This is a genomic window from Streptomyces sp. MJM8645 (assembly GCF_001625365.1).
GTDB lineage: Bacteria > Actinomycetota > Actinomycetes > Streptomycetales > Streptomycetaceae > Kitasatospora.
On the sequence record NZ_LJJF01000001.1, the window covers coordinates 5,397,692 to 5,420,686 of the forward strand.

The 22,995-nt window shown below is 73.5% G+C and carries 23 protein-coding genes; 8 read left to right on the forward strand and 15 right to left on the reverse strand.

Annotated elements, in window-relative coordinates:
- Positions 1–108: 108 nt before the first annotated feature.
- From A6F73_RS23215 to A6F73_RS23265, 11 genes are all read right to left on the reverse strand, one after another.
- The gene (locus A6F73_RS23215) at positions 109–765 is read right to left on the reverse strand and encodes a hypothetical protein (protein WP_063349553.1); all 657 of its coding nucleotides are present in this window, start codon (positions 763–765) and stop codon (positions 109–111) included.
- Complete coding sequence (locus A6F73_RS23220; RefSeq protein ID WP_063349554.1) at positions 762–1,442, reverse strand: hypothetical protein; 681 nt, start codon at positions 1,440–1,442, stop codon at positions 762–764. Before A6F73_RS23220 ends, A6F73_RS23215 begins: the two co-directional genes overlap by 4 nt.
- The gene (locus tag A6F73_RS23225) at positions 1,432–2,751 is read right to left on the reverse strand and encodes a putative T7SS-secreted protein (protein WP_063349555.1); all 1,320 of its coding nucleotides are present in this window, start codon (positions 2,749–2,751) and stop codon (positions 1,432–1,434) included. The genes A6F73_RS23220 and A6F73_RS23225 overlap by 11 nt, the downstream gene beginning before the upstream one ends.
- Positions 2,748–3,044, reverse strand: a complete 297-nt coding sequence (locus A6F73_RS23230) for a hypothetical protein (protein WP_063349556.1) — start codon at positions 3,042–3,044, stop codon at positions 2,748–2,750. Before A6F73_RS23230 ends, A6F73_RS23225 begins: the two co-directional genes overlap by 4 nt.
- A 165-nt stretch (positions 3,045–3,209) precedes the next feature.
- Positions 3,210–3,698: a hypothetical protein gene (locus tag A6F73_RS23235; RefSeq protein ID WP_159398522.1), complete on the reverse strand. Its 489-nt coding sequence runs from the start codon at positions 3,696–3,698 to the stop codon at positions 3,210–3,212.
- 102 nt (positions 3,699–3,800) lie between these two features.
- The gene (locus A6F73_RS23240) at positions 3,801–4,121 is read right to left on the reverse strand and encodes a multidrug efflux SMR transporter (protein ID WP_063349558.1); all 321 of its coding nucleotides are present in this window, start codon (positions 4,119–4,121) and stop codon (positions 3,801–3,803) included.
- 5 nt (positions 4,122–4,126) lie between these two features.
- A complete protein-coding gene (locus A6F73_RS23245) occupies positions 4,127–4,882 on the reverse strand; it encodes an HAD family phosphatase (RefSeq protein ID WP_079135924.1) in 756 nt (251 codons plus the stop codon).
- 55 nt (positions 4,883–4,937) lie between these two features.
- Positions 4,938–6,023, reverse strand: coding sequence for an ABC transporter ATP-binding protein (locus A6F73_RS23250; protein WP_063349559.1), 1,086 nt, complete (start codon positions 6,021–6,023; stop codon positions 4,938–4,940).
- Positions 6,024–6,101: 78 nt separating this feature from the next.
- Entirely contained in the window at positions 6,102–6,923 is an 822-nt protein-coding gene (locus tag A6F73_RS23255; RefSeq protein ID WP_107452935.1) for an ABC transporter permease subunit, read from the reverse strand.
- Positions 6,911–7,960: an ABC transporter permease subunit gene (locus A6F73_RS23260; protein WP_063349560.1), complete on the reverse strand. Its 1,050-nt coding sequence runs from the start codon at positions 7,958–7,960 to the stop codon at positions 6,911–6,913. The genes A6F73_RS23255 and A6F73_RS23260 overlap by 13 nt, the downstream gene beginning before the upstream one ends.
- 7 nt (positions 7,961–7,967) lie before the next feature.
- Complete coding sequence (locus A6F73_RS23265) at positions 7,968–9,134, reverse strand: ABC transporter substrate-binding protein (RefSeq protein ID WP_063349561.1); 1,167 nt, start codon at positions 9,132–9,134, stop codon at positions 7,968–7,970.
- Between the two features lie 369 nt (positions 9,135–9,503).
- On the opposite strand from A6F73_RS23265, the gene A6F73_RS23270 reads away from it, so the two are divergent.
- Positions 9,504–10,283 carry a GntR family transcriptional regulator gene (locus tag A6F73_RS23270; RefSeq protein WP_063349562.1) on the forward strand — a complete coding sequence of 260 codons (780 nt, stop codon included), beginning with the start codon at positions 9,504–9,506 and terminating at the stop codon, positions 10,281–10,283.
- A 36-nt stretch (positions 10,284–10,319) separates the two neighbouring features.
- Here the strand turns inward: A6F73_RS23270 and A6F73_RS23275 are convergent, their stop codons facing one another.
- The gene (locus A6F73_RS23275) at positions 10,320–11,900 is read right to left on the reverse strand and encodes a phosphonate degradation HD-domain oxygenase (protein WP_063349563.1); all 1,581 of its coding nucleotides are present in this window, start codon (positions 11,898–11,900) and stop codon (positions 10,320–10,322) included.
- Positions 11,901–12,164: 264 nt separating this feature from the next.
- Complete coding sequence (locus tag A6F73_RS23280; RefSeq protein WP_063349564.1) at positions 12,165–13,250, reverse strand: aminotransferase class V-fold PLP-dependent enzyme; 1,086 nt, start codon at positions 13,248–13,250, stop codon at positions 12,165–12,167.
- A 97-nt stretch (positions 13,251–13,347) separates the two neighbouring features.
- Between A6F73_RS23280 and A6F73_RS23285 the strand changes: the two genes are divergently transcribed.
- The 7 genes from A6F73_RS23285 (at position 13,348) to A6F73_RS23315 (ending at position 20,495) form a co-directional block, all read left to right on the forward strand.
- Positions 13,348–14,439, forward strand: a complete 1,092-nt coding sequence (locus tag A6F73_RS23285; RefSeq protein ID WP_063349565.1) for an amidohydrolase family protein — start codon at positions 13,348–13,350, stop codon at positions 14,437–14,439.
- A 117-nt stretch (positions 14,440–14,556) separates the two neighbouring features.
- Positions 14,557–15,234 (forward strand): uracil-DNA glycosylase, encoded by a 678-nt coding sequence (locus A6F73_RS23290; RefSeq protein ID WP_063349566.1) that lies wholly within the window; start codon positions 14,557–14,559, stop codon positions 15,232–15,234.
- Between the two features lie 271 nt (positions 15,235–15,505).
- Positions 15,506–16,528, forward strand: coding sequence for an SCO1860 family LAETG-anchored protein (locus A6F73_RS23295; RefSeq protein WP_079135926.1), 1,023 nt, complete (start codon positions 15,506–15,508; stop codon positions 16,526–16,528).
- Between the two features lie 261 nt (positions 16,529–16,789).
- The gene (gene glnII, locus A6F73_RS23300) at positions 16,790–17,812 is read left to right on the forward strand and encodes a glutamine synthetase (RefSeq protein ID WP_063349568.1); all 1,023 of its coding nucleotides are present in this window, start codon (positions 16,790–16,792) and stop codon (positions 17,810–17,812) included.
- A 217-nt stretch (positions 17,813–18,029) separates the two neighbouring features.
- Positions 18,030–19,127, forward strand: coding sequence for an LLM class flavin-dependent oxidoreductase (locus A6F73_RS23305; RefSeq protein ID WP_063349569.1), 1,098 nt, complete (start codon positions 18,030–18,032; stop codon positions 19,125–19,127).
- A gap of 49 nt (positions 19,128–19,176) precedes the next feature.
- Positions 19,177–19,707: a hypothetical protein gene (locus tag A6F73_RS23310; protein ID WP_063349570.1), complete on the forward strand. Its 531-nt coding sequence runs from the start codon at positions 19,177–19,179 to the stop codon at positions 19,705–19,707.
- Positions 19,704–20,495 carry an MOSC N-terminal beta barrel domain-containing protein gene (locus tag A6F73_RS23315; protein ID WP_063349571.1) on the forward strand — a complete coding sequence of 264 codons (792 nt, stop codon included), beginning with the start codon at positions 19,704–19,706 and terminating at the stop codon, positions 20,493–20,495. Before A6F73_RS23310 ends, A6F73_RS23315 begins: the two co-directional genes overlap by 4 nt.
- On the opposite strand, the gene cobC is transcribed toward A6F73_RS23315, so the two are convergent.
- Positions 20,482–21,558, reverse strand: a complete 1,077-nt coding sequence (gene cobC / locus A6F73_RS23320; RefSeq protein ID WP_063349572.1) for an Rv2231c family pyridoxal phosphate-dependent protein CobC — start codon at positions 21,556–21,558, stop codon at positions 20,482–20,484. The genes A6F73_RS23315 and cobC overlap by 14 nt on opposite strands.
- On the reverse strand, positions 21,555–22,931 hold the full coding sequence (locus A6F73_RS41620) for a cobalamin biosynthesis protein (protein ID WP_063349573.1): 1,377 nt from the start codon (positions 22,929–22,931) through the stop codon (positions 21,555–21,557). Before A6F73_RS41620 ends, cobC begins: the two co-directional genes overlap by 4 nt.
- Between the last annotated feature and the right edge of the window lie 64 nt (positions 22,932–22,995).

Genomic DNA, 22,995 nt, shown 5'->3' on the forward strand with positions numbered 1-22,995 from the left:
TCCGTGCTCACTTGAGATCGCTTTCGCGCGGAGTGGGGATTCAGTGGCATCGAGCCCGTAGCGCTTTCAGTGGTCGAGTGATCCGTCCGCTGACGGCGGCGACGTTCTTCAGGACACTGTGTGCACCACGGGGTCGGAGGGGTCGTGTGGCGGTGTGGGTCTGCGTGTGGACCAGAGCAGGGTGCCGCCGATCAGGGCGTTGCAGGCGAGGAATGTCAACAGGTAGGCGGTGGAGTCGACTTCGCCGGGGAGTTTGGGGGCGACCTGGCCGGCCGGGTCGATGCGGACGGTGATGACGTCGCCGGGTTTGAACCGGGTGGAGCTCTCTTCGAGGTCGCCGCCGGGGATCTCGCCGGCCGGGTCGGTCGAGGCGAGGGCGTAGGCCCGTCCGGAGCCGTGGAGCGAGTCGGTCGTCTTCTCGTTGAGGACCACGGCCTGCACCGTCCGGCCCGATCCCAGGATCAGGTTGGTCCAGGCGACGGAGCCCGACAGGTAGGCGACGAAGGCGACGGCGGCGATGCCTGCGCCCCAGGCGAACGCCTTGCGCTGGAACGCGGGGTTGCTGTCGGCGTCGCGCCGTAGGGCGAGGGCGAGCAGCATGACCACGGGGTAGGCGAAGCCCACGATGGTGGCGACGAACGAGTTGACGTACACGTTCAGTGCCGTGACGCCGATGAGGATGGCGGTGGAGAGGGCGATGAGGGCCAGTGTGCCGCGGAGGCGGCGGAGCCCGTCGGGCGGGGCCGAGTTGGTGGTGGTCGTCATCCGAAGGCCTTTCGGATGTTGTCCCACTGGTCCGGTGGCAGCGCGTCGGCGCTCTCGTCCCGGGGTGGGTGGAAGGAGATGCCGCGGAACGCGGTGGCCAGGAGCGGCAGCCACTCGTCCCAGTGGTCGAGGTCCTCGGTGGTGAAGACGGCGGCGACCACGTGCGGGCTCCACGGGTGCGGGATCAGCAGTTCGAGCTGGCGCACCGTGTTGACGGTGGAGTCGGGCACGCCGAACACCGCGCCGGGCACCGGGACGGCCAGGTCGCGGGCGGCGAGCGCGGCGCGGCCGGTCGGCAGGTCCACCACGCCGACGTCGGCGTCCGGCCAGGCCTCGGCCAGTTGTTCGGCGATTCGGGCGGGGTAGCTGCCGGGCGCGCCGAGGTCCTGCGGGCGGACGAAGACGGTGAGCATGCCGTGGATGGGTTCGCCGTCCTCGGCCCGGACGAGGCAGCTGGAGACGTGGACCGCGCCCTCGCGCAGTTGGGTCTGCAGCGCGGTCTCGGCGGCGATCACGGCGCTGAGCTTCTGTTCGGGCCGGGCGTCGGGGAAGGCCGCGTCCAGGCCCTCCGCCGTGCGGGCCATCCGGTCGCCGAGGTCCTCGTCGAGGTCGAGGGGGGTGAAGCCTGCGGGCAGGGTGAGCCAGAGCGGCGGAATCCCGGTGGTCTCAACGGCCATAGCCGGCCGCCCATCCGCCCATGCCGAGCAGGTTGCCGACGGCGGACACGGTGCCGATGACGGCGGAGCCCTTGCCGCCGGCGGTGCCGACGCCGACGGACCCGATGACGTTGTTGCCGCCGGTGGTGTAGTTGACGGCGTCGGTGAGGCCGCCGCTCGGATTGTCCTGGCTGAGGGCGTACGCCGTCGGGACGTTGAGCCCGAAGGTGGTGGCGGCCTGGACGCCGTCGGAGACGTTCATCGCGGTGGCCTTGGAGACCCCGAGCTTGATGGCGGGCTTCTCGATCGCGGTGGTGAAGATCGGGTTGGCCGGGTCGACGGCGCGGGCGGCGGCCCGGACCTCGGTCGTACCGGCGCTCATGGCGCCGCGTACGCTCCCACCGGCGGCGCGCGCCCCCCGGGTGGCGTTCAGGCCCTTGGCCGCTACGCCCACCCCGGGGATCGCGCCGATCACGTCGCCGCCCAGCGTCAGCCAGTTGCCGATGTTCTTCTGCGGCGGCCACAGCTTGCCCTCAAGGGCGTACTTGGTCGCGTGCGTGCCTGCGGCGGCGGCGCTCAGCAGGAGGGCCGGCAGCGCGAAGGCGGGGAAGAAGATCGCCGCGACGCCGCAGAGGCCGGCGGCGACGGTGAGCATGTCGGCGCCGTGGTTCTTGAGCCAGGTGCCGACCTTGCTGAGCCAGCCGGGCTCCGGCGGCGCCTTGCTGTCGGCGGCCTTGCGGATGGCGGCCGCGGTCTTGTGGGCGTCGGACTTGTGGCCCCCGGCGAGTTCGTGGGCCTGCTTCTGGAGCTCGGTGAGGTCGTTGGCGGCGCTGCCGACGAGTGCGGCGGCCGCGTCCAGGTGGTCCTTCGCCTTGGCGTAGCGCTGTTCGGCGGCGGCGAGGCCGGCGTCGTCGGGGAAGGTCTGGCCGGCGAGTTTGAGGTCGGGGGCGGCGGCCGCGGCGGTGTGCGCCTGTTCGGCCTGCTCCTTCTGCTGCTTGGCGGCGACCGCGGCGCGGGCCAACCCGGCGGCCTTGGGCTGGTGTTCGGTCAGTGCCGTGTACCAGACGTCGAGGGCCTGGTAGGCGGCGGTGATCGAGTCGGCGGCGTCCTGGAGGTACGTGGGGAGCTTGCCGAACTGGCCGGCGAAGGCCTTGGCGGCCTCGCCGGTCCACTGGCCCTGGTTGGCGGAGAGCTGCGAGAGCGTGGTGTGGACGTCGGTCAGGTGCTGGCCCACCCGGCGCAGGCTGCCGCTGAGGCCGGTGACCGCGGCGGTGTCGCCGGGGGTCGGGTTGAAGCCGAGGCCGGACCAGTCCGGCGTGGGGGCGGTCACGACCGCCCCTGGGGGGTGAGGGCCTTGGTGGTGTCCTGTTCGGTGCTGTCGTAGCCCTGTTGCACCTGCTCCAGGCCGTCGTCAAGGATCTTGACGCACTCGCGGACCTTCTTCAGCCCGTACTCCCACGTGCCCTGGAAGTGTCCGCAGGCCTCGTCGAGGAAGTCGTAGCCCAGTCCGCTGCGACTCGCTTCCTTGAGCGCCTTGAGTCCTTGGTCGAGTTCGTCGCCGCAGCCTTTGAGGTCCTTGGCCAGCTTGGCGAGGAACTCGGTGCTGACCGTGAAGTCGGCCACTGCTCCCCCGATGTGTCGATGGCGTGACCGGCCGAGCATAGCCGCAGTCGGTGCGCGGGCGATCTGTTGTGACGGGCGCTTCACGTTGCGGTGACGGGATCTTGACGATGCGCCAGCGTGCGGCGGCGTCGGCGGCGGCCGGGAGGCGGCCGGGCGGCGTCGGGGTCAGCGGCGCCAGAAGCCGCGCTTCTTCGGGGCGACGAGCTTCGCCACCGCGGCGACGAACAGTTCGGCGACGGGGGAGGGGCCTTCGCCGTGGTTGAGGTGGCCTTCGGAGGACCACTCGCCGAGGACGGTGCCGGGGCTGCCGTCGAAGGGGTTGAGCGCGTGCTCCAGGGTCACGTAGCGGACGGTCTTGGCGCCCTGGGGGTGGACGGCGGCGACGAAGTGGGCCTCGGTGGCGCCGGTCGGGGTGGGGAGGGTGACGAGCAGCAGGGGGTGGCCGTCGGCCCGCAGGTGCCGGCAGTCCAGGCCGTGGCTGGGCAGCCGGTCCTCGGGCGGGAGGGTCTGGCCGAGGTTGTCCCAGATGCCGGTGAGGACGGGCAGGAGGCTGCCGCCGGCGTCCGGGACGGTCAGCCGCGGGCCGAATTCGAGGACCTGGCGGGCGAGCTCGCGGTGGACGAAGCGGTAGTGGTGGGGCCGTGGTTCGGTCATGGGGCCCACGGTAGCGAACCACTCGGAGCGGGCGGTCGGCACATCCGACTTCCCGCTCCGAAAGGGCAGTTGACCAGCACCGTGGGTCGCGGTGGCGGCCCGTCAGTGACTGTTCTTGAGGTTGAGCACGACCACTCCGACGATCACCAGGGCGATCCCCAGCCACTGGAGGCGTCCCAGTGATTCGCCGAAGGCGACCACGCCTATTCCGGCGACCGCCGCCGTCCCGGCCCCCGACCAGACGGCGTAGGCGACCGAGACCGGGATGTGCTTGAGCGCGCGCCCGAGCAGCACGAAGGACAGCACGTAGCCGACCGCCACCCCCAGGCTCGGCCAGAGGCGGGTGAACCCCTCGGTGAGCTTGAGGCAGCTGGTCGCGCAGACCTCGCTCAGGATGGCGAGGGAGAGCAGGAGATAGGGCATGCCGGTCAAACGGCCCGGGCGGCGCCGAGCTTCCCCAGCAGGGCGAGGTCGGCCTGTTCCAGGCTGGCGAGCAGGGTGATCCGGCCGCCGTCGGGCATCGGCGTCGCGGTGGACGGCACGGCGAGCACGGCGCAGCCGGCCGCGGCGGCGGAGGCGACTCCGGTCGGGGTGTCCTCGACGGCGACGCAGGCGGCCGGGTCCAGGCCGAGCCGTTCGGCGGCGGCGAGGTACGGGTCCGGTGCGGGCTTGGTGCGCGGGGTGTCCTCGGCGGCCAGGGTGACGGCGAACCAGTCCCGGCCGATGGCGGCGAGGACCAGGTCGACCACCTGGCGGGGGGAGGCGGAGACCAGGGCGGTGGGCACCTGCGCGTCCCGCAGGGAGGCCAGCAGGGCGAGCGCGCCGGGGCGCGGGACGGTCTCGGCGGCGACCTTGGCGGCGAAGGACTCGCCGAGCCGGGCGGCGAGTTCGGCCTCGGTGAGGTTGGTGCCGCTGACCTTGTGCAGGTGGGCGGCGGTGTGCTCGACGGCCTGGCCGAGCACTTCGGGGGCGTCCTGGTCGGTGAGCGCGTGGTGGAGCTCGTCGGCGAGTTCGGCGGCGGCCTGCCACCAGAGCTGCTCGGTGTCGACCAGGGTGCCGTCCATGTCGAACAGGACGGCGGCGGGGCGGGGGGCCTCGGGCGCCGGAGCGCCGGGGGCCAGGGGGTCGGGCGTCACGGAGGATTCGGGCGTCAGGGCGGAGTCGGGCGTCAGGGCTTCAGGCATGGCGGTACCTTCGGTGGTTCATCAGATGGTGCTACGCAGATGGGGTTCGAGGCTCTCAGACGGTGCGGCGGTCCACCAGCACCGGACGCTCCGGCAGCAGGAGCTCGGCGCGCGAGCCGGCCGGCAGCGCGGCGGCGGCCTCGGTCGGCAGGTCGGCCTTGACCTCGGTGCCGTCGTCGAGGCGGACGGTGAGCCGGGTGACGGCGCCCAGGAAGGACGCGGTGACCACCAGGGCCGGGCCGGTCTCGGACGGGGTCAGGGTGACGTTCTCCGGGCGGACCAGCACCTGGAGCTCGCCGTCGGCGGGCAGGTCGCCGTCCACCGCGTGCCGGCGGCCGAGCACCTCGACGCCGTCGGACGTGCGGGTGCACGGGATGCGGCTCATGGTGCCGACGAACTCGGCGACGAACGCGGTGGCCGGGCGGCCGTACAGCTCGGACGGGGTGGCGCACTGCTCCAGCCGGCCCGCGCGCAGCACCGCGACCCGGTCGGCCATCGACAGCGCCTCCTCCTGGTCGTGGGTGACGAACAGGGTCGTGATCCCCAGTTCCTGCTGGAGCCGGCGGATCTCCTCGCGCAGCTGGAGGCGGACCTTGGCGTCCAGCGCGGACAGCGGCTCGTCGAGCAGCAGCACGCGCGGCTGCAGGGCGAGCGCCCGGGCGAGCGCGATGCGCTGCTGCTGGCCGCCGGACATCTGGTGCGGGTAGTGCTCGGCGCGGTGCGGCAGGCCGACCAGCTCCAGCAGCTCCTGGGCGCGCTTGCGGCGCTCGGCCTTGCCGGCGCCGCGCATCCGCAGCCCGAAGGCGACGTTGTCCAGCGCGCTCAGGTGCGGGAAGAGGCTGTACGACTGGAACACCATGCCCGCGTCGCGCTTGTGGGCGGGGATCGCGGTGATGTCCTGCCCGTCGACCAGGACCTCGCCGGAGTCGTGCTGCTCGAAGCCGGCCAGGATGCGCAGCGCGGTGGTCTTGCCGCAGCCGGACGGGCCGAGCAGGGCGAGCAGTTCGCCCGGGTGGACGGTCAGGTCCAGGCCGTCGAGGGCGGTGGTGGCGCCGAACGAGCGGCGCAGCGAGCGGAACTCGACGGTGGCGCCGCCGGGGGCGAGCGCGGCACCGGCGACGGGGGCGGAAACCGTGGTCATGGCTGGTGACTCCTGGAAAGCGTGGGGTGGTTCAGGACCGTGCGGCCAGGGCGCGGGACGGCCGCGCGGCGGGGTGTCTCAGGCCCGCGCGCCCTTGCGGCCGCGGCCGACGGCGGACATCAGCAGCAGGACGAGCCAGACGATCAGCAGGCTGAGCATCGAGACGGCGACGGACATCTGGCCGTCGCTCTTGCCGTTGGAGTTGATCCACACCGAGAAGGGGGCGAAGCCGAGGATGGAGGCGGTGGTGAACTCGCCGAGCACCAGGGCGACGGTGAGGACGGCCGCGTTCAGCAGCGCGCTGCGCAGGTTCGGCAGGACGACGGTGAACACCGCGCGCAGCCAGCCGGCCCCGCAGTTGCGGGCGGCCTCGACCAGGGTGGCGACGTCCACGCCGCGCAGCCCGGCGTCCAGCGCCCGGTAGGCGAACGGCAGCGCCATCAGCACGTAGGCGATGACCAGGACGATCGGGAACTTCGGGTCCTGGATGGCCACGATGGTCTGGAACAGCGGGGTGTCCTGGAGGTAGTCCGGGCCCCAGCGCAGCACGCCGATGATGCCGGTGGTGAGCGCGACCACGGGGACGACCAGCGGCATCGAGCACATCACCTCGATCACCGGGCGCAGCTTCGGCGCACCGAGCCGGGCGGCGAGCATCGCCGGGACGAGCAGGAGCAGCAGCACCGCCACCGTGACGCCGGCCAGCTCCAGGCTCAGCACCAGGCTGTCCAGGAAGCCGGGCGCGTTCAGCAGCTCGGTGTAGGCCCGGAAGGTGGTGCCGCCCTTGTTGTCGTCGACGCTGAAGATCACCGAGGAGGCCAGCGGTACGGCGAAGTAGACGCCGCAGAGCAGCAGGACGAGGCCGCGGCCGAAACGGATGCGATTGATCAGGCGAGCCACTTGGCACTCCGGCGCTGAAGGGGCAGGTACACGGCCATCACCAGGCAGGCGACCACGATCATGTCGAGGCCGAGGGCGAGGGCGAGGTTGCCCTGGCCGACCAGGACGTTGCCGGACAGCGCGTCGCCGATCTGCATCGAGATCAGCGGCACCGAACTGCCCACCATGGCCTCGGCGGTGGCGTACGCGGCGAAGGAGGCGCCGAACAGCAGCACGAAGCCGCCGAGCAGCGAGGGCACCAGGACCGGCAGGGCCACGTGCCGCCAGTACTGCACGACGGTGGCGCCGTTGTTGTACGCGGCCTCGCGCCACTGGGTGCGCAGGCCCTCCAGGGCCGGGGTGATGGTGATGACCATCAGCGGCACCAGGAAGTACAGGTAGACCACGGAGAGGCCGGTGAAGGTGTAGAGGTTCCAGCCGTGGCTGGTGAGGCCGAACTTCTTGGTGACCTCGCCGGCGTTGCCGAGGGTGGCGACGAACATGAAGGCGAGCGGCACGCCGCCGAAGTTGGCGAGCACGCCGGAGGCGGAGAGCACCGCCTCGCGGAACACCCGGAACCGGGAGGTGGCCACGGCCTGGGCCAGCGGCAGGCCGACCACGGTGGCGATCAGCGCGGTCAGCAGGGAGAGCTTGACGCTTCCCCACAGGGCGGTCCAGTAGGCGCCCTGCAGCGAGCCGGTGAGGTTGTCGGTGGTGAAGGTGCCGCCGCCGTCGGGGGCGTCGGGCGAGGTGGTGAACGCGCCGATGGCGATCGCGACGGCGGGCAGGCCGAAGCCGACCAGGAAGAACAGGAGCAGGGGGAGGGCGGCCAGCCAGGCGCGGCCGCGGCCGGCCCGGGGCTTGCCGGGGCGGGGGGCCCTGGCGGTCTTGGCGGTCTCGGTGCTCTTGGCCGTGGTGGCCGTGGTGTCTGCGGTGTCGGTGGCCTTGGCCGTTGTGGCGTCGGCGGTGGCGGGGGTGGTTGCTGCGGGGCCGGGGGCGCCCCCGCCGCTCTGGGCGGCGGAGGCGGGGGCCGGCACCGGGGTGGGAGCCGTGGTCATCGTCAGGTCAGCCCGCGATCGCCTTGGCCCAGTTCTCGGTCACGGTCTTCTTGGCCGTGTCCGTCTGCTCCTGGGTCGGGAAGGTGGTGAAGGGCTTCTCGACCGGCGGGAGCTTGGCGGCGCCCGCGGCGTCCAGGGTGCCGGCCGTCTTCATGGCGTCGAACAGGGCCGGGGTGGCGTAGCCGCCCAGGAAGCCGTTCTGGCCCTCGGCGCTGTACAGGTACTCCTCCCACAGGCGGGCGGCGGCCGGGTGCGGCGCGTCCTTGTTGATCGCCTGGTTGTAGTACTGCGCGTAGGAGCCGTCCGAGGGGATGGTCACCTGCCAGTCGATGCCCTTGCTCCTGAACTTGTCGGCGTAGCCGGCGTTCAGGTACGACCAGTCGATGCTGATCGGGGTCTCGCCCTTCTCGATGGTCGCCGGGGTGACCTCGACCGGGTTGAAGTTGCCGGCCTGCTTGACCTTGGCGAAGAAGTCGATGCCGGGCTGGATGTTGTCCAGCGAGCCGCCGTTGGCGAGCGCGGCCGCGTAGACGGCGCCGAACGCGGCACCGGCCTTGGTCGGGTTGCCGTTCAGGGCGACCATGCCCTTGTACTCGGGCTTCAGCAGGTCGGCGAAGGTCTTCGGGCAGGCGGATACCTTCTTGGCGTCGCACGCGATCGACATGTAGCCGCCGTAGTCGTTGTAGTGCAGGCCGTCGGCGTTCTTCATGGTGGCCGGGATCTTGTCGAAGTCGGTGACCTTGTACGGGGCCAGCAGGCCCTGCTTGGCGGCGCTGAGCGCGAAGGCCGAGCCGAGGTCGACGACGTCGGGGGCGCGGTCCTGGCCCTTGCGGGAGGTGATCGCGTTGATCTCGTCCTGGCTGGCGCCGTCGGGGTTCTCGTCCTCGATCTCGATGCCGTACTTCGCCTTGAAGTCGTCCATCAGCTTGCCGTAGTTCGCCCAGTCGCGCGGCAGCGTGATGGCGTGCAGCTTCCCCTCCTTCTTGGCGGCGGCGATCAGGCCGTCCATCCCGCCGAAGTCGGCGACCGAGGTGGCGGTCTTGGCGCTCTTGCCGCCCGCGGCGTCGCCGGACTTCGCGGTGGAGGAGCCGGCGGAGCCGCAGGCGGTGAGGGACAGCGCGGCGGCGGTCAGGACCGCTGCGAAGGCGGCGGAACGGGCGCGGTGCACGGACACGGGTCAGTCTCCTGATCGGGTGTACTGCAAGGGGGTGAGCTGCGGTGGGGTTGTCTGATCGGGGGATCGTGCGAGTGGCCGTTCGGAGCCGTTCTGAGGTGCCCGGTGCCGTTCGGAGCCGCCCGGAGCCGTTCGAGGCCGTCCGAGTTGACTAGCCAACTTCGCTGACGGACGTAAGTACGCCGGAGTCCGATGACGGGAAGGTGAACGGACGGCCCAGAACCGGGGTCGGCTGCGGGAACGGTCGAATCCGGCCATCGGAGCGTGATCCGTTCGGTGCGATGCTTCAAAGGCGCAGCGGGATAAGGTCGGGCTGTCCGTGCCGGTACGGCTGCGCAGGACACCGCCCCAGGAGGGACATTGACTGACGTGGCACTTGAGCCCGGGCGCCCCGCCGAGCGCGCTCCCGGCGCCCTGTACCGGAAGGTCGCCGCCGACCTGCGCGAGGCCATCACCACCGGCGCGTACGGCGAGGCCGGCCGGCTGCCCGCCGAGGGCGCGCTCGCCGAGCAGTACGGCGTCTCCCGCGGCACCGTCCGCCAGGCGCTCGCCGTCCTGCGCTCCGACGGGCTGGTCACCTCCCGCCGCGGCACCCGGCGCGTCGTGCTCGGGGGCGCCCGGGTGCAGAGCTTCTCCGAACTGCTCAGCTTCACGCACTGGGCGTACTCGATGGGCGAGGAGCCCGGCGGCATCCTGGACTCGCTGGTCCGCCGCCCCGCCGACACCGCCGAACGCGAGCAACTGCGCCTGGAGCCGGGCGCCGAGGTGTATGTGACCGTCCGGCTGCGCACCCTCTCCGGCACGCCCGTGATGGTCGAGCGCACCATCTACCCGCCGCGGGTCGGCGAGATCGTCGCCGAGCTGCCGGCGGACGTCGTCTCGCACACCGAAGTCCTGCGCGAGCACGGCATCCTGTTCACCGACGCCGACCACACCATCGACATCGTGGCCGCCAACGCCGAGGACGCCCGGCTCCTCGGCTGCCGCCGCGGCGGCCCGCTGCTGCGCGAACGGCGGCGCACGACGGACCCGACCGGCACTCCGGTGGAATGGTCCCAGGACCGCTACCTGCCCGGGACGGTGGCGTTCAGCATCCACAACTCGCTGGCCGCGTCGGCGCTTTCGCGGCACGCCCGGGAGGGTGACTGAGCCCGGCCCTCTTCCCGGGCGTGCCGGCCGGTGCCATCAGTGCATGAGCGCGGCGAGCAGCGGGCGGTAGTGCTCGAAGCCGGGTGTCGGCGCCCCGGCCGCCTTCGCCTGCTCGTCCCAGCGGCGGACGGCCACCGCGTCGGCGGCGCCCGGGAGTTCGGCGAACGCGGCGGCCTGCCGCTCGTCCATCGGGCCGCCCTGGACGGTGAGGGTGTACTCCGAGGCCTCGGACAGCCGCTGCCGGTAGTCCGGTTCCACTGCGCACAGGTAGCGCTTGGCGGCCACGTGCAGCCGGACCGGCTCGGTCACCTCCGGGCCGAACCACCGCGCCAGCCAGTCGGCGCCGGTGTCGCTGTGCCAGTTGTCCTGACCTTCCATCAAATTCCTTCCGTGTAGCGCCCCGTGGAAGTGGCCGACGTCGTGCAGCAGTGCGGCGGCGACGAGGTGGTCCGGCGCCCCGGCCGCCTCGGCGGCAGCGGCGGCCTGGAGCATGTGCTCGGCCATGGTGACCTCCTCGCCCAGGTACTCCCCGGCGCCCTCGCCCGCGAACAGCCCGGCGATCGCGTCCAGCGCGGCGGCGCGCCGGTGCAGGACGGCGAGGGTGCTGCCCAGCGTGTCCAGGTCGGCGTAGCAGCCCTGGAGGTGGCGGTGGCCGTCCTGCTGGAAGGCCGTACGGGCGTGCAGCAGCCGGGTGTTGTCGAAGACCAGGCAGTCGCCGCGGTCGAGGCGGAAGGCGAGCTGGAGCTCGGGGCGCAGGGTGATCGCGGCGAAGCGGCGGTACGCGGCGTAGAAGGCCGTCAGTTCGCCGGAGCTCCCGCGCAGGGTGCCGATCGAGCGGTTGTTGAACCGCACCTCGCGGATCCGGCCGAGGGCGTCCACCTCGATCAGCGGGCGGTCGGCGCGCAGTTCGGTGCGGCGGTCGCGGAAGACGAACGGGACGGGCGTGCGGGTGAGCGTCTCGAAGTCCGCCGGCGCCTCGTCCCGGAGGAGCACCGCGGCCCGGAACCCGTCCACCAGGCCGGAGTCGCCGCCGGTCGCGGAGTTCTCCAGGCAGTGCAGGAGCTGGAGCGTCGGCACCGGGTCCCGGTACGGGTTGTCGGTGTGCGGCGCGATCGCGACGCTGGTGAACGCCAGGTTGTTCGGATCCGGCTCGACCCGGACGTCGAACAGCTCCCCGTAGTTGGTGACCCGGACGTAGCCGAAGCTCTCGGCCACGGTGAGGACCTGCCGCTCCACCGCCGGCACCCCGCGCAGCACCGCGAAGCCGCTGCGGCGCACGGCGGTGAGGACGGCGGCCTGCTCGGCGGGGTCGGCCAGGTACGCCTCCCACCGCGCCTCGGGGATCCCGTGTGCGAAGTCCGCCGCCGCCCAGAGCCGCTTGCCCTCCTCCGTCCGCCCGTCGCCGTCCCGCTCGGCGTCGAGCCACTCCAGCGGGTACCGCGAGCGGTGCCCGTCCGACCAGAGCACCTCCAGGCCCCCGTCGGTCTCCGTGCTCGCGGCGACCGCCAGGTCCTGCGGCAGGTCGTCGATCTGGAACAGCTTCTGCCCGTTCCTGGGGTCCCGGCACTCGGCGCACGGGCAGTTGTCGCGCAGCCAGTACGGCGGCAGCTCGGTCACGGTGGTCTCCTCCTCGGCGGCATCCCGGGTGAAGTTGTATAGCCAACTTCACCCCTGGCCGGAGCCTGCCTGCCCCCGGTGAGATCGGCGTGCCGCGCAGATGAACGCTGCGGGAACTGTGCCGGGAGCCGATGGCCGAAACCTTCCGCTCCGAGTGGGACCAGGTCCTGTCCGGCCGGTACCGCAGGGAGAGACGGAGCGGCCCCCGGGACCGGGTGTCCCAGGGGCCGCTCCGCGCGATCGGGCCTCGACGGCGCCGTGGTGTCAGCCCTGGACGGCTGCCGTCCAGGCCGCCTCCGCGGCGGCCAGGGCCGGGGCCGGGTCCGCGTCCGTCGCGGTGGCGAGGGCGGTGAGGCAGGCGCGGACGGTGGGCAGGGCGGCGGCGGGGCCGTAGTGGTTGACGCGGAGCATCGACGCGGCGAGGGGGCCGCCTCCGGGCTGGACGGGGAGGGCGGGGTCGAGGCGGGCGGCGAGCTCGGCCGCGTGCACGCCGGCCGGGGTGCGCAGGGTGGTGGCGACGGGGGCCGCGTGGGCGTCCTCGGTGACGAACGGGGCGAGGGTGCCGAGCGCGCGGGCGCCCGCGCGGGTGGCGGCGGAGGCGGCGCGGTGGCGGGCGATGACGGCGGGCAGGCCGTCGGTGGCGATCCGGTCGAGGCAGGCGCCGAGGGCCAGCATCTCCAACTGGGCGGGGGCGTGCGGGAGCACGGTGCGCCCGGCGTCCGTCCAGCGCTCCTTCCAATCGAGCAGGGACAGGTAGGAGCGGCGCGGGGCGGCCGGGTTGGCGGCGATCCGCTCCCAGGCGCGCTGGGAGACGGAGACGGCGGAGACCCCGGCGGGGCCGCCCATGGCCTTCTGGCCGCCGATGACGCACAGGTCGACGCCCCACTCGTCGGTGAGCAGCGGCTCGGCGGCGACGGAGGCGACCGCGTCGAGCATCAGCAGGGCGCCGTGCTCGCGGACGGCGGCGGCGATCCCGGCGACGGGGTTGGTGTTGCCGGTGGCGGCCTCGGCGTGGACGAGGGAGACGAAGTCGACGGCCGGGTGGGCGGCGAGGGCGTCGGCGACCTGCTGTGCGCTGACCGCGCTGTCGAAGGGGACGGCCAGGTCCACGACCTCGACCCCGCACGAGCGCAGCCAGTTGCCGAAGGTCTGCCCGTACGGGCCGGTGACGATGTTGAGCGCGGTGGAGCCGGGGTGCGCGGCGCCGCGGATCGCGGCCTCCAGCGGCAGCAGCGCCTCACCCTGGGTGACGATGACGTCCGCGGTGGTGTGCAGCAGTGCGGCCACCTGGTCCTCGATCGCCGCGAACTCGGCGGCGCTGAGCGGGGGGAGGTCGAGGAAGGGGCTCACGGTGGCGGCCTTTCGGGCATGAGGTGATGGGTGTCGGCACGAGTCTGCCGCATTCTTGCTGCTTACAGGGAACACGCCCGTCGGTAGAGTGCGGGCCATGAGCGATGGCGCGGTGCTGCACGTCCGGGGTCGGGTGCTGGTCGGTCCGGAGGACGTCCGGGACGAACTCTGGGTCGTGGACGGCCGGGTGAGCTTCACCCGCCCGCCCGGCGCCGAGGACGTCCGGACGGTGACCGGCTGGGTGCTGCCCGGTCTGGTGGACGCGCACTGCCACGTCGGCCTGGACGCGCACGGCGCCGTCGACGCGGAGACCAGCGAGAAGCAGGCGCTCACCGACCGTGACGCCGGCACCCTGCTGATCCGCGACGCCGGCTCGGCCGCCGACACCCGGTGGATCGACGAGCGCGAGGACCTGCCCCGGATCATCCGCGCCGGGCGGCACATCGCCCGCACCCGCCGCTACATCCGCAACTACGCGCACGAGATCGAGCCCGGCGACCTCGCCGCGTACGTCCGTGCGGAGGCCCGGCGCGGCGACGGCTGGGTGAAGCTGGTCGGCGACTGGATCGACCGCGAGCGCGGCGACCTCGCCGCCTGCTGGCCCGGCGACGCGCTGGCCGAGGCGATCGCGGCGGCGCACGAGGAAGGCGCGCGGGTCACCGCGCACTGCTTCGCCGCCGAGTCGCTGCCGGACCTGCTGGCGGCCGGCATCGACTGCATCGAGCACGCCACCGGGCTGACCGAGGAGCTGATCCCGGCCTTCGCCGAGCGCGGCGTGGCGATCGTCCCGACGCTGGTCAACATCGCCACCTTCCCGGGCCTGGCGGCCGGCGGCGAGGGCAGGTTCCCGGCCTGGGCGGCCCACATGCGGCGGCTGCACGAGCGCCGCTACGCCACCGTCGGCGCCGCGCACGACGCCGGCATCCCGGTGTTCGTCGGCACGGACGCGGGCGGCTCGCTGGCGCACGGGCTGGTCGCGGAGGAGGTGGCGGAGCTGGTGAAGGCGGGGCTGAGCCCGGCGCAGGCGCTGTCGGCGGCCAGTTGGGGTGCGCGGGAGTGGCTGGGGCGGCCGGGGCTGGAGGAGGGGGAGTCGGCCGACTTCGTGGTGTACGGGGAGGACCCGCGGGCGGACGTCCGGGTGCTTGCCGACCCGCGGCTGGTGGTGCTGCGCGGCCGGCCGGTGGGGTGAGCGGGTGGCCGGTGGCGGGCGATCCGTCGTGGTCGGCCGTGGGCCGGGCGGTCCCGGGTTCGTATGCATGATCATCCGCTGAACGCGCTGTCGGTGTAGGCCGATAGGGTGGCCACCATGGCACCGCGTCCACTGAACGAGATCGTCGAGCCCGGTTGGGCCACCGCCCTGGAACCCGTCGGCGGGCAGGTCGCCGCCATGGGCGACTTCCTACGCGCCGAACTGGCCGCCGGCCGCACCTACCTGCCGTCCGGGCCGAACGTGCTGCGGGCCTTCCAGCAGCCCTTCGCCGACGTGCGGGTGCTGATCGTCGGACAGGACCCGTACCCGACCCCGGGCCACGCCGTCGGGCTCAGCTTCTCGGTGGCGCCGGAGACCCGGCCGATCCCGGCCAGCCTGATCAACATCTTCCAGGAGTACGGCAGCGACCTCGGCCTGCCCCAGCCGTCCAACGGCGACCTCACCCCGTGGACGCAGCAGGGCGTCCTGCTGCTCAACCGCGCGCTGACCACCGCGCCGCGCAAGCCCGCCGCGCACCGGGGCAAGGGCTGGGAGGAGGTCACCGAGCAGGCGATCCGGGCGCTGGTGGCGCGCGGCGGCCCGCTGGTGGCGATCCTGTGGGGGCGCGACGCCCGCAACCTGCGGCCGCTGCTCGGGGAGATCCCGGCGATCGAGTCGGCGCACCCGAGCCCGTACTCGGCGAGCGGCGGCTTCTTCGGCTCGCGGCCGTTCAGCCGGGCGAACGAGCTGCTGGCGCGGCAGGGGGCGCAGCCGGTGGACTGGCGACTGCCGTAGCAGACCGGAGTCAGCGACAGACGTCAATCTCACTCCAACGAGTGAAATGACGTTCTGTGTGGCTCCTGTGACGGACTGTTCGAGAAGACTGGCGGCTCACCGTTCGGAACGCCGGCCCCTCCCCGCCTGTCGCGGGTGACGTCTGGGCGCGCTCCGGATCAACAGCACCTGTGGGGGTACCGCCATGTCTTCTCGTTCCACCAGCTCCGCCCGTTCCGCCGGTTCCACCCGTTCGGCTTGTTCCGTTCGCCGAGCCGCTTCCGCCGCCGCCGTGGTCGCGGCCTGCACGCTGCTCACCGTCCCGCCCGCGTACGCGGCCCCGGCCGCGCCGGCGGCCACCCCGGCGGGCACTGCGTCGTCCTCTCCGTCGTCCTCGCAGCCGTCCGCCGCCTCGCCCGGCAAGGCGCGCGCCGTCACCGCCGAACTCGCCCTGGACGTCAGCCTGTTGAACAAGACGGTCGACGTCCCGGTGGACCTCGCGCTCAACAAGGTGGAGACGCCGGCCCAGCGCGAGGGCTCACTCCTCACCGCCAAGGTCGACGGCGTCGACCAGCAGGGCCCGGTGACCCTGGTCAAGGCCGACATCGGCACGGCCGTGACCCGCATCGACGCCAAGGGCACCGCCGCCTCCGTCAAGCTGGTCAACGCCGACGTGCACGCCCCCGGCCTGCCCGCCACCACGCTGATCGGCCTGGAGGCGATGAGCGCCGAGGCGACCTGCCCCGTCGACGGGCAGCCGACCGCCGACGTCGTCGCGCCCGCCAAGCTGACGGTGCTCGGCAAGCCCGTCACCATCGGCCTGTACGGGCCGACCAAGGTGGATGTGCCGCTGATCGGCAGCGTGTCGGTGGAGCTCTCCAAGAAGAGCACCACCTCGACCACCGCCGCCGCCTCGGCCCTGGAGGTCCAGGTGGAGGTGAACCCGCTGAACCTGAACGTCGCCAAGGTCACCGGCAAGATCACCGTGGCCTCGGTGAGCTGTGAGAAGCCCTCCGCGCCGGCTGCCGGCGCGACCCCGACCCAGGCCCCGACGTCGCCCGCGCCGACCGGCACCGCCGCCGCCACCACCGCCCAGCCGGTCGCGGACACCAGCACCACCGCCCGCGCCGTCGTCCCGCAGGCCGCCACCGAGAAGCCCGGGCCGTCGGAGAAGCCGGCCGCCGGCCTCGCCGCGACTGGCGGTAGCAGCGCCACCGGCCCGCTGGCCGCCGGGGCCGCCGCCCTCGTCGCCGGCGGGGCCTGCGCCCTGTGGGCCACCCGGCGCCGCCGGGCCGCGCACGCCCGCCGGAGCTGAGCCCCGGTCCCTCGCGGTGCGGGAGCGCCATCCCGGGTGCGACCCCGGTGCCCTGGGTGCCATCCCGGCACCCCGGGTGCGACCCCGGCACCCCGGGTGCCGCTCCCGCCACTCCGGGCGCCGCCCTGGCACTCCCGCACCGTGACCGTGCCAATACGGAGGGTTGGTTCACATCCGCGTTACACAAGAGGAACAACCGGGAAACGGCGGCTTGCGACGCTACGCGGGCACCCACCACCCAGCAATGCGAGGTACACCGCCGTGGCAATCAAGGCCGAGTACATCTGGATCGACGGCACCAAGCCGACCGCGAAGCTCCGTTCCAAGACTCGGGTCCTGCCCAACGCGGACAAGATCCCGACCTGGGGTTTCGACGGCTCCTCGACCAACCAGGCGGAGGGCCACGCCTCGGACCGCGTGCTGGACCCGGTGAAGGTCGTGCCGGACCCGATCCGCGGCGGTGACAACATCCTGGTCCTGTGCGAGGTGCTGGAGACCGACGGCACCCCGCACGCGTCCAACACCCGCGCCCTGCTGCGCGAGGTCGACGAGAAGTACGCGGCCCAGGAGTCGATCTTCGGCATCGAGCAGGAGTACACCTTCTTCAAGGGCTCCCGCCCGCTCGGCTTCCCGGAGGGCGGCTTCCCGGCCCCGCAGGGCGGCTACTACTGCGGCATCGGCGCCGAGGAGGTCTTCGGTCGCGAGATCGTCGAGCTGCACCTGGACCGCTGCATCGACGCCGGCCTGGCGATCTGCGGCATCAACGCCGAGGTCATGCCCGGCCAGTGGGAGTTCCAGATCGGCCCGGTCTCCTCGCTGACCGTCTCGGACGACCTGTGGATCGCCCGCTACCTGCTGTACCGCACCGCCGAGGAGTTCGGCATCGACGCCACCCTGGACGCCAAGCCGGTCAGGGGCGACTGGAACGGCGCGGGCGCGCACACCAACTTCTCCACCAAGGCGATGCGCGAGGGCTACGACGCCATCATCACCGCCTGCGAGTCCCTCGGTGCCTCCCAGGACAAGGTGCTGGAGCACGTCAGCCAGTACGGCGACGACATCCAGTCCCGCCTGACCGGCAAGCACGAGACCGCTCCGTGGAACGTCTACAGCTACGGCGTCTCCAACCGCGGCGCCTCGGTCCGCATCCCGTGGCAGGTCGAGGTGGAGCAGAAGGGCTACATCGAGGACCGTCGCCCGAACGCCAACATCGACCCCTACGTCGTCACCCGCCTCATGATCAACACCTGCTGCGAGGCCCTGGAGAAGGCCGGCCAGGTCTGATCCGCCCCCGCTGCGCACCGGCCGCCGGTCCTCCCGTGCAAGGGAGGGCCAGCGGCCGTCGTCGTCGGGCATAATCGCTCGCATGACCGCTTCCGCCCGCCGTGTCCTCGTGCGACGTCTGCACGTGGACCTGGTGCGGGTGTGCGCGGCCGCGTGTTGCCGGTGAGTGTCTCCGTCCTCATCCCGCAGGCAACCCGGCGTAGGAGTGTGTCCGTCCATGTCGCTCGTGTTCCACTGGTTCCTTCCCACCAACGGTGACAGCCGGCAGATCGTCGGGGGTGGGCACGGGTCCACACCGGGGGTGGCGGGGGCGGACCGGCCGCCGAGCCTGGGGTACCTGGGGCAGGTCGCCCGCAGCGCCGAGCAGTTGGGGTTCGAGGGGGTGCTGACGCCGACCGGCGCGTGGTGCGAGGACGCCTGGCTGACGACGGCGATGCTGACGCAGGTGACGGAGCGGCTGAAGTACCTGGTGGCGTTCCGGCCCGGACAGATCAGCCCGACGCTGGCCGCGCAGATGGCCGCGACGTACCAACGGCAGTCCGGCGGGCGGCTGTTGCTGAACGTGGTGACCGGCGGCGAGTCCGCCGAGCAGCGCGCCTACGGGGACTTCCTGGACAAGGACGCCCGGTACGCGCGGACCGGGGAGTTCCTGGACATCGTCCGGCGGCTGTGGGCGGGCGAGACGGTCGACCACCACGGGCCCCATTTGCGGGTCGAGCGGGCCCGGCTGAACCGGCTGCCGGAGCCGGCGCCGACGGTGTACTTCGGCGGCTCGTCCCCGGCGGCCGGCGAGGTCGCGGCGCAGTCCGCGGGCGTCTACCTGACCTGGGGCGAACCGCCCGCCCAGGTGCGGGAGAAGGTCCGCTGGATCCGCGAACTCGCCGCCGCCCGCGGACGGGTGGTGCGGTTCGGGATCCGGCTGCACGTGATCACCCGGGACACCGCCGCGCAGGCCTGGGCGGAGACCGAGCGGCTGCTCGCCGGAATGGACCCGGGGCGCGTGCGCCGGACCCAGCGGGCGCTCGCCGAGAGCGAGTCGGAGGGCCAGCGGCGGATGCTCGCGCTGCACGGCGGCTCGGCCGAGCGGCTGGAGGTGTACCCGGGGCTGTGGGCCGGGATCGGCCTGCTGCGCGGCGGCGCCGGGACGGCCCTGGTGGGCAGCCACCGGGAGGTCGCGGACCTGATCACCGAGTATCACGAGCTGGGGATCGACGAGTTCGTGCTGTCGGGCATGCCGCACCTGGAGGAGGCGTACTGGTTCGGCGAGGGCGTGCTGCCGCTGCTGGCCGCCCGCAACCTGTGGCACCGGCCGTGAACCCGCAAACCGCTGGTCAATCCGCCGGGGCGGCCGGAGAATTCACGGCATGACGCTGCCCCTGCTCCTCCTCGACGTGGACGGACCGCTCAACCCCTACGCCGCGCCGAAGACCCGGCGGCCGGAGGGGTACGACACCCACCGCCTGCTGCCGACCTGGTGGGCGGACCGGCAGGCACGCTACTCCCACGCGCGGGCGAAGCCGCTGCGGGTGTGGCTGAACCCGGCGCACGGGCCGGAACTGCTCGGCCTGCCCTACGAACTGGTGTGGGCCACTGGCTGGATGGGCGAGGCGAACACCCACATCGGCCCGAACCTCGGCCTGCCCGAACTCCCCTACATCCAGTGGACGGACCTGTTCGGGGAGGATCCGGACGGCCTGCACTGGAAGACCCGGGACGTGGTCGCCTGGGCGGACGGCCGCCCGTTCGTCTGGGTGGACGACGAACTCGGCCCGCAGGACACCGCCTGGATAGCCGCCCACCACCCCGCCCCGGCACTCACGTTCCACGTCAACCCCCGAATCGGCCTGCTGGCCGCCGACTTCGTGGCCCTGCGCGAATGGGCGGTCGCGGCATGAGGGTCGGGACGGTCGAACGGCTGCGGCGCTACCCGGTGAAGTCGCTGCTGGGGGAGGAGTTGGCGGCGGTCGGGGTGGACGGGCGCGGCCTGGAGCGGGACCGCGGCCGCGCCCTGCTCGACCTCGACACCGGGAAGGTCGCCAGCGCCAAGAACCCGCGGCTGTGGGCGGGCCTGCTCGGTTACACGGCGGCGACCGCGGCGGGCGGCGTGGTGATCACCGGCCCGGACGGGCGGTGCGTGGACGAGGAGGAGCTGTCGGCGGCGCTCGGCCGCAAGGTCGCCCTGATCGCCGAGCGCCCGCCCGGGGCGACGATCGAGCGGGCCGTGCCGGAGGAGGTGCTGGCGCACGGCATCGAGGCCGAAGTCGACGTCACCGTCAACGAGTTGGGCCGGGCCGCGCCGGACGGCGGCTTCTTCGACTTCGCCCCGCTGCATCTGGTCACCACCTCGACGCTGGCCGCGACCGGCGCCGAGGCGGAGCGCTACCGCCCGAACCTGGTGATCCGCACCGAGGGTGAGGGGTACGTCGAGAACGCGTGGGTGGGGCGGGAGTTGGCGATCGGGCCGGTGCTGCGGCTGCGCATCGTGGTGCCCACGCCGCGCTGCGCCGTCCCGACCCTGCGGCACGGCCCGCTGCCCCGGAGCACGTCCGCCCTGCGCGTTCCGGCCGAGCGGAACCGCCTGGTCCCGCTGGAGGGCATGCCCGCGCTGCCCTGTGCGGGGGTGTACGCGCAGGTGCTGGTGCCCGGCCGGGTCGCGGTGGGGGATGCGATCAGGCTGGGCTGAGGCGGGGCAGGGAGGGGGGCGGTGGGGTGAGAACGGCGGCGAGGGCGTCCAGGAAGCGGTCGGTGGTGGCCTCGTCCCGGACGGCGATCCGCAGCCATTCCTCGCCCAGCCCCGGGAAGGTGTCCCCGCGCCGGACGGCGAAGCCGCGCCCGCGCAGCCGCTCCCGGACGGCCGCCGCGTCCGGCAGCCGTACCAGGACGAAGGATGCGGCCGGCTCGCCGTACACCCGAAGAGTCGGGAAGGCGGCCAAGCCCTTCAGCAAGTAGCTCCGCCACAAGGCCAGTTCGGCGGCGGCCTCCTCCGCCTCGGCCAGCGCGGCCGGGCCGCTGCACGCCTCGGCGGCGGCCAGCGCGGGGGTGGAGACCGGCCAGAGCGGCTGGGCGGCGCCGAGCGCGGCGATCAGCGGTGCGGGCCCGAGGACGTAGCCGATCCGCAGTCCGGCCAGGCCCCAGGTCTTGGTGAGGCTGCGCAGGACGACGACCTGGCCGGGCAGGTCCCGGGCCGGGGCGAGGGACTCGCGTTCGCCGGGCACGGTGTCCATGAACGCCTCGTCGACCACCAGGGTGCGTCCGGGGCGGGCGAGTGCGGCGACGGCGTCGGCGGGGTGCAGGACGGAGGTCGGGTTGGTGGGGTTGCCGAGGACGACCAGGTCGGCCTCCTCCGGGACGGCCCCCAGCCGGAACCCGTCCTCGGGGGACAGCAGTACCCGGTGCACCTGGTGTCCGGCGTCCCGCAGCGCCGCCTCGGGTTCGGTGAACTGCGGGTGCACCGCGACGATATGACGTACCGTCAGGACGCGGGCCAGCAGGACGAAAGCCTCCGCCGCCCCCGAGGTGAGCAGCACCTCGTCGGCGGGCCGCCGGTGCCGGGCGGCCACCGCCGCGCGGGCGGCGCCCTGGTCGGGGTAGGCGGCGAGGTCGCCGAGGGTGGCCGCGAGCCGGTCGCGCAGCCAGGCCGGGGGTGTGCCGGTGCGGACGTTGACGGCGAGGTCGACCAGGCCGGACCCGTCGGCGCGCACCTCGGCGTCGCCGTGGTGGCGCAGGTCGGGTTCGGGGGCGGTCACGCGGGGTCTCCTTGTGGGTGGGCGGGCACATCGGGGGCGAGCGGCTGGAGGGGCAGCCCCGGGACGCGGTGGACGTCGTACGCGCCCGGCGGCACGCGCAGCGCCGCGCCGTCGCCGAGGGTGACCAGCGCCACGGCGTGCCCGTGCGCGGCCAGGTCGACAGCCAGGTCAACAGCCATGTCGACGGCCAGGTCGACGGCCGCGCCGGTGGCCGCTCCGGCGCCGTCGTCCGTCGCGATCCGCCTGGTCCCGGGCCGCAGCAGCTCGGCGACCGCCTCGACCGCGCCCGGCGCGCCCACGACCGCCGACGCGCGCCGCAGTTCCGCCAGCGCGCGCGGCACCAGCAGGTCGTGCGCGCCCGGTCCGAGTCCGACGACGGCGAGGCGTCCGCGGACCGCCGCCCGGGCGATCGCGACCGTCGCCGCGGCGGACTTCCGTTTGGTGGCGACGAGCTCGCCACCGGGGGCGCTCGCCAGGGCGGCCGCCTCGGCGACGCTCGCGGTGCCGACGGCGGCGCCGACCAGGTCCGACGGGTTCGGCACGGCCACCGCGGCCAGGTCCGCCGCCGGGTGCTCGTCCACCGGCACCCCGCCGAGGCAGAACGCGGCCCAGCGCACCTCCGGGTGGTCCGCCTTGCCGGCCACCGTCGCCAGCCGGGCGATCGAGGCGCGGGCCAGGCCGTGTTCGGCCAGGGTGTCCGTGATCAGCCGCATCAGCTCGGAGTCCGTGGCGCCGCCGCCCGCGCCGACCCCGACGACCAGGGTGCGCGGGTGTACGAGGAGCACGTCCTCGTCGGGGTGGGTGCGGTCGGTGACCCGCAGGACGGGGGCGTCGGCGGGCGCGTCGGCTCGGGCGGAGGGCGGCAGGGCGGGCAGCGGGTACGCCAGGTCGCTCTCCAGCCGGACCGGCCGGCCCTCGGCGAGCGCCCGCGAGGCCGCGGAGCCGCGCGGCCCGCGGGTGTACGTCGACGCGTGCCCGACCAGGTGCGCGAAGGGCCGGGCGGTGGCCGGGGGAGGGCTGCCGGTCAGGACGGCCCGGACGCCGAGCAGGGCGGCGAGTTCCTCGGCCAGTTCGTCGGCGCCGCTGTCGCGGCCGGTCAGCGGGACGGCGTAGCGCAGGTTCAGGTCCAGGCTGACCAGGCCGGGCCCGCCCGGGCGCAGGTGCGAGCCGTCGATCAGCAGTTGCGCGGTGGCCGCGACCGGCGCGAGGCAGACCACCAGGTCGTTGCGGCCGAGGGCGTAGTCCAGGGCCTCGGTCGGACCGAAGCAGGCACTGGCCACCGCGGTGTGGATGCGGGTGGTCTCCGGCCAGGCGGCGTGGATCTCGTCGGCCAGTAGGCGGCCCGTCCCGTTGAGGGCGACCAGTCCGATCACGTCCCGCTCCTTCACCCAAAGCCCCGCGAGCCCGGTGACCCCCGCACACGAGCATCCGTGATCC

What these genes read in the sequence shown, in the direction of transcription:
- A6F73_RS23315 (WP_063349571.1), top strand. Translation starts at nt 19,704, where the DNA reads ATGAGGGTCGGGACGGTCGAACGGCTGCGGCGCTACCCGGTGAAGTCG.
- A6F73_RS23310 (WP_063349570.1), top strand. Translation starts at nt 19,177, where the DNA reads ATGACGCTGCCCCTGCTCCTCCTCGACGTGGACGGACCGCTCAACCCC.
- A6F73_RS23285 (WP_063349565.1), top strand. Translation starts at nt 13,348, where the DNA reads ATGAGCGATGGCGCGGTGCTGCACGTCCGGGGTCGGGTGCTGGTCGGT.
- A6F73_RS23220 (WP_063349554.1), bottom strand. Translation starts at nt 1,442, where the DNA reads ATGGCCGTTGAGACCACCGGGATTCCGCCGCTCTGGCTCACCCTGCCC.
- A6F73_RS23305 (WP_063349569.1), top strand. Translation starts at nt 18,030, where the DNA reads ATGTCGCTCGTGTTCCACTGGTTCCTTCCCACCAACGGTGACAGCCGG.
- A6F73_RS23250 (WP_063349559.1), bottom strand. Translation starts at nt 6,023, where the DNA reads ATGACCACGGTTTCCGCCCCCGTCGCCGGTGCCGCGCTCGCCCCCGGC.
- A6F73_RS23260 (WP_063349560.1), bottom strand. Translation starts at nt 7,960, where the DNA reads ATGACCACGGCTCCCACCCCGGTGCCGGCCCCCGCCTCCGCCGCCCAG.
- A6F73_RS23290 (WP_063349566.1), top strand. Translation starts at nt 14,557, where the DNA reads ATGGCACCGCGTCCACTGAACGAGATCGTCGAGCCCGGTTGGGCCACC.
- A6F73_RS23235 (WP_159398522.1), bottom strand. Translation starts at nt 3,698, where the DNA reads ATGACCGAACCACGGCCCCACCACTACCGCTTCGTCCACCGCGAGCTC.
- A6F73_RS23215 (WP_063349553.1), bottom strand. Translation starts at nt 765, where the DNA reads ATGACGACCACCACCAACTCGGCCCCGCCCGACGGGCTCCGCCGCCTC.
- A6F73_RS23240 (WP_063349558.1), bottom strand. Translation starts at nt 4,121, where the DNA reads ATGCCCTATCTCCTGCTCTCCCTCGCCATCCTGAGCGAGGTCTGCGCG.
- A6F73_RS23245 (WP_079135924.1), bottom strand. Translation starts at nt 4,882, where the DNA reads ATGCCTGAAGCCCTGACGCCCGACTCCGCCCTGACGCCCGAATCCTCC.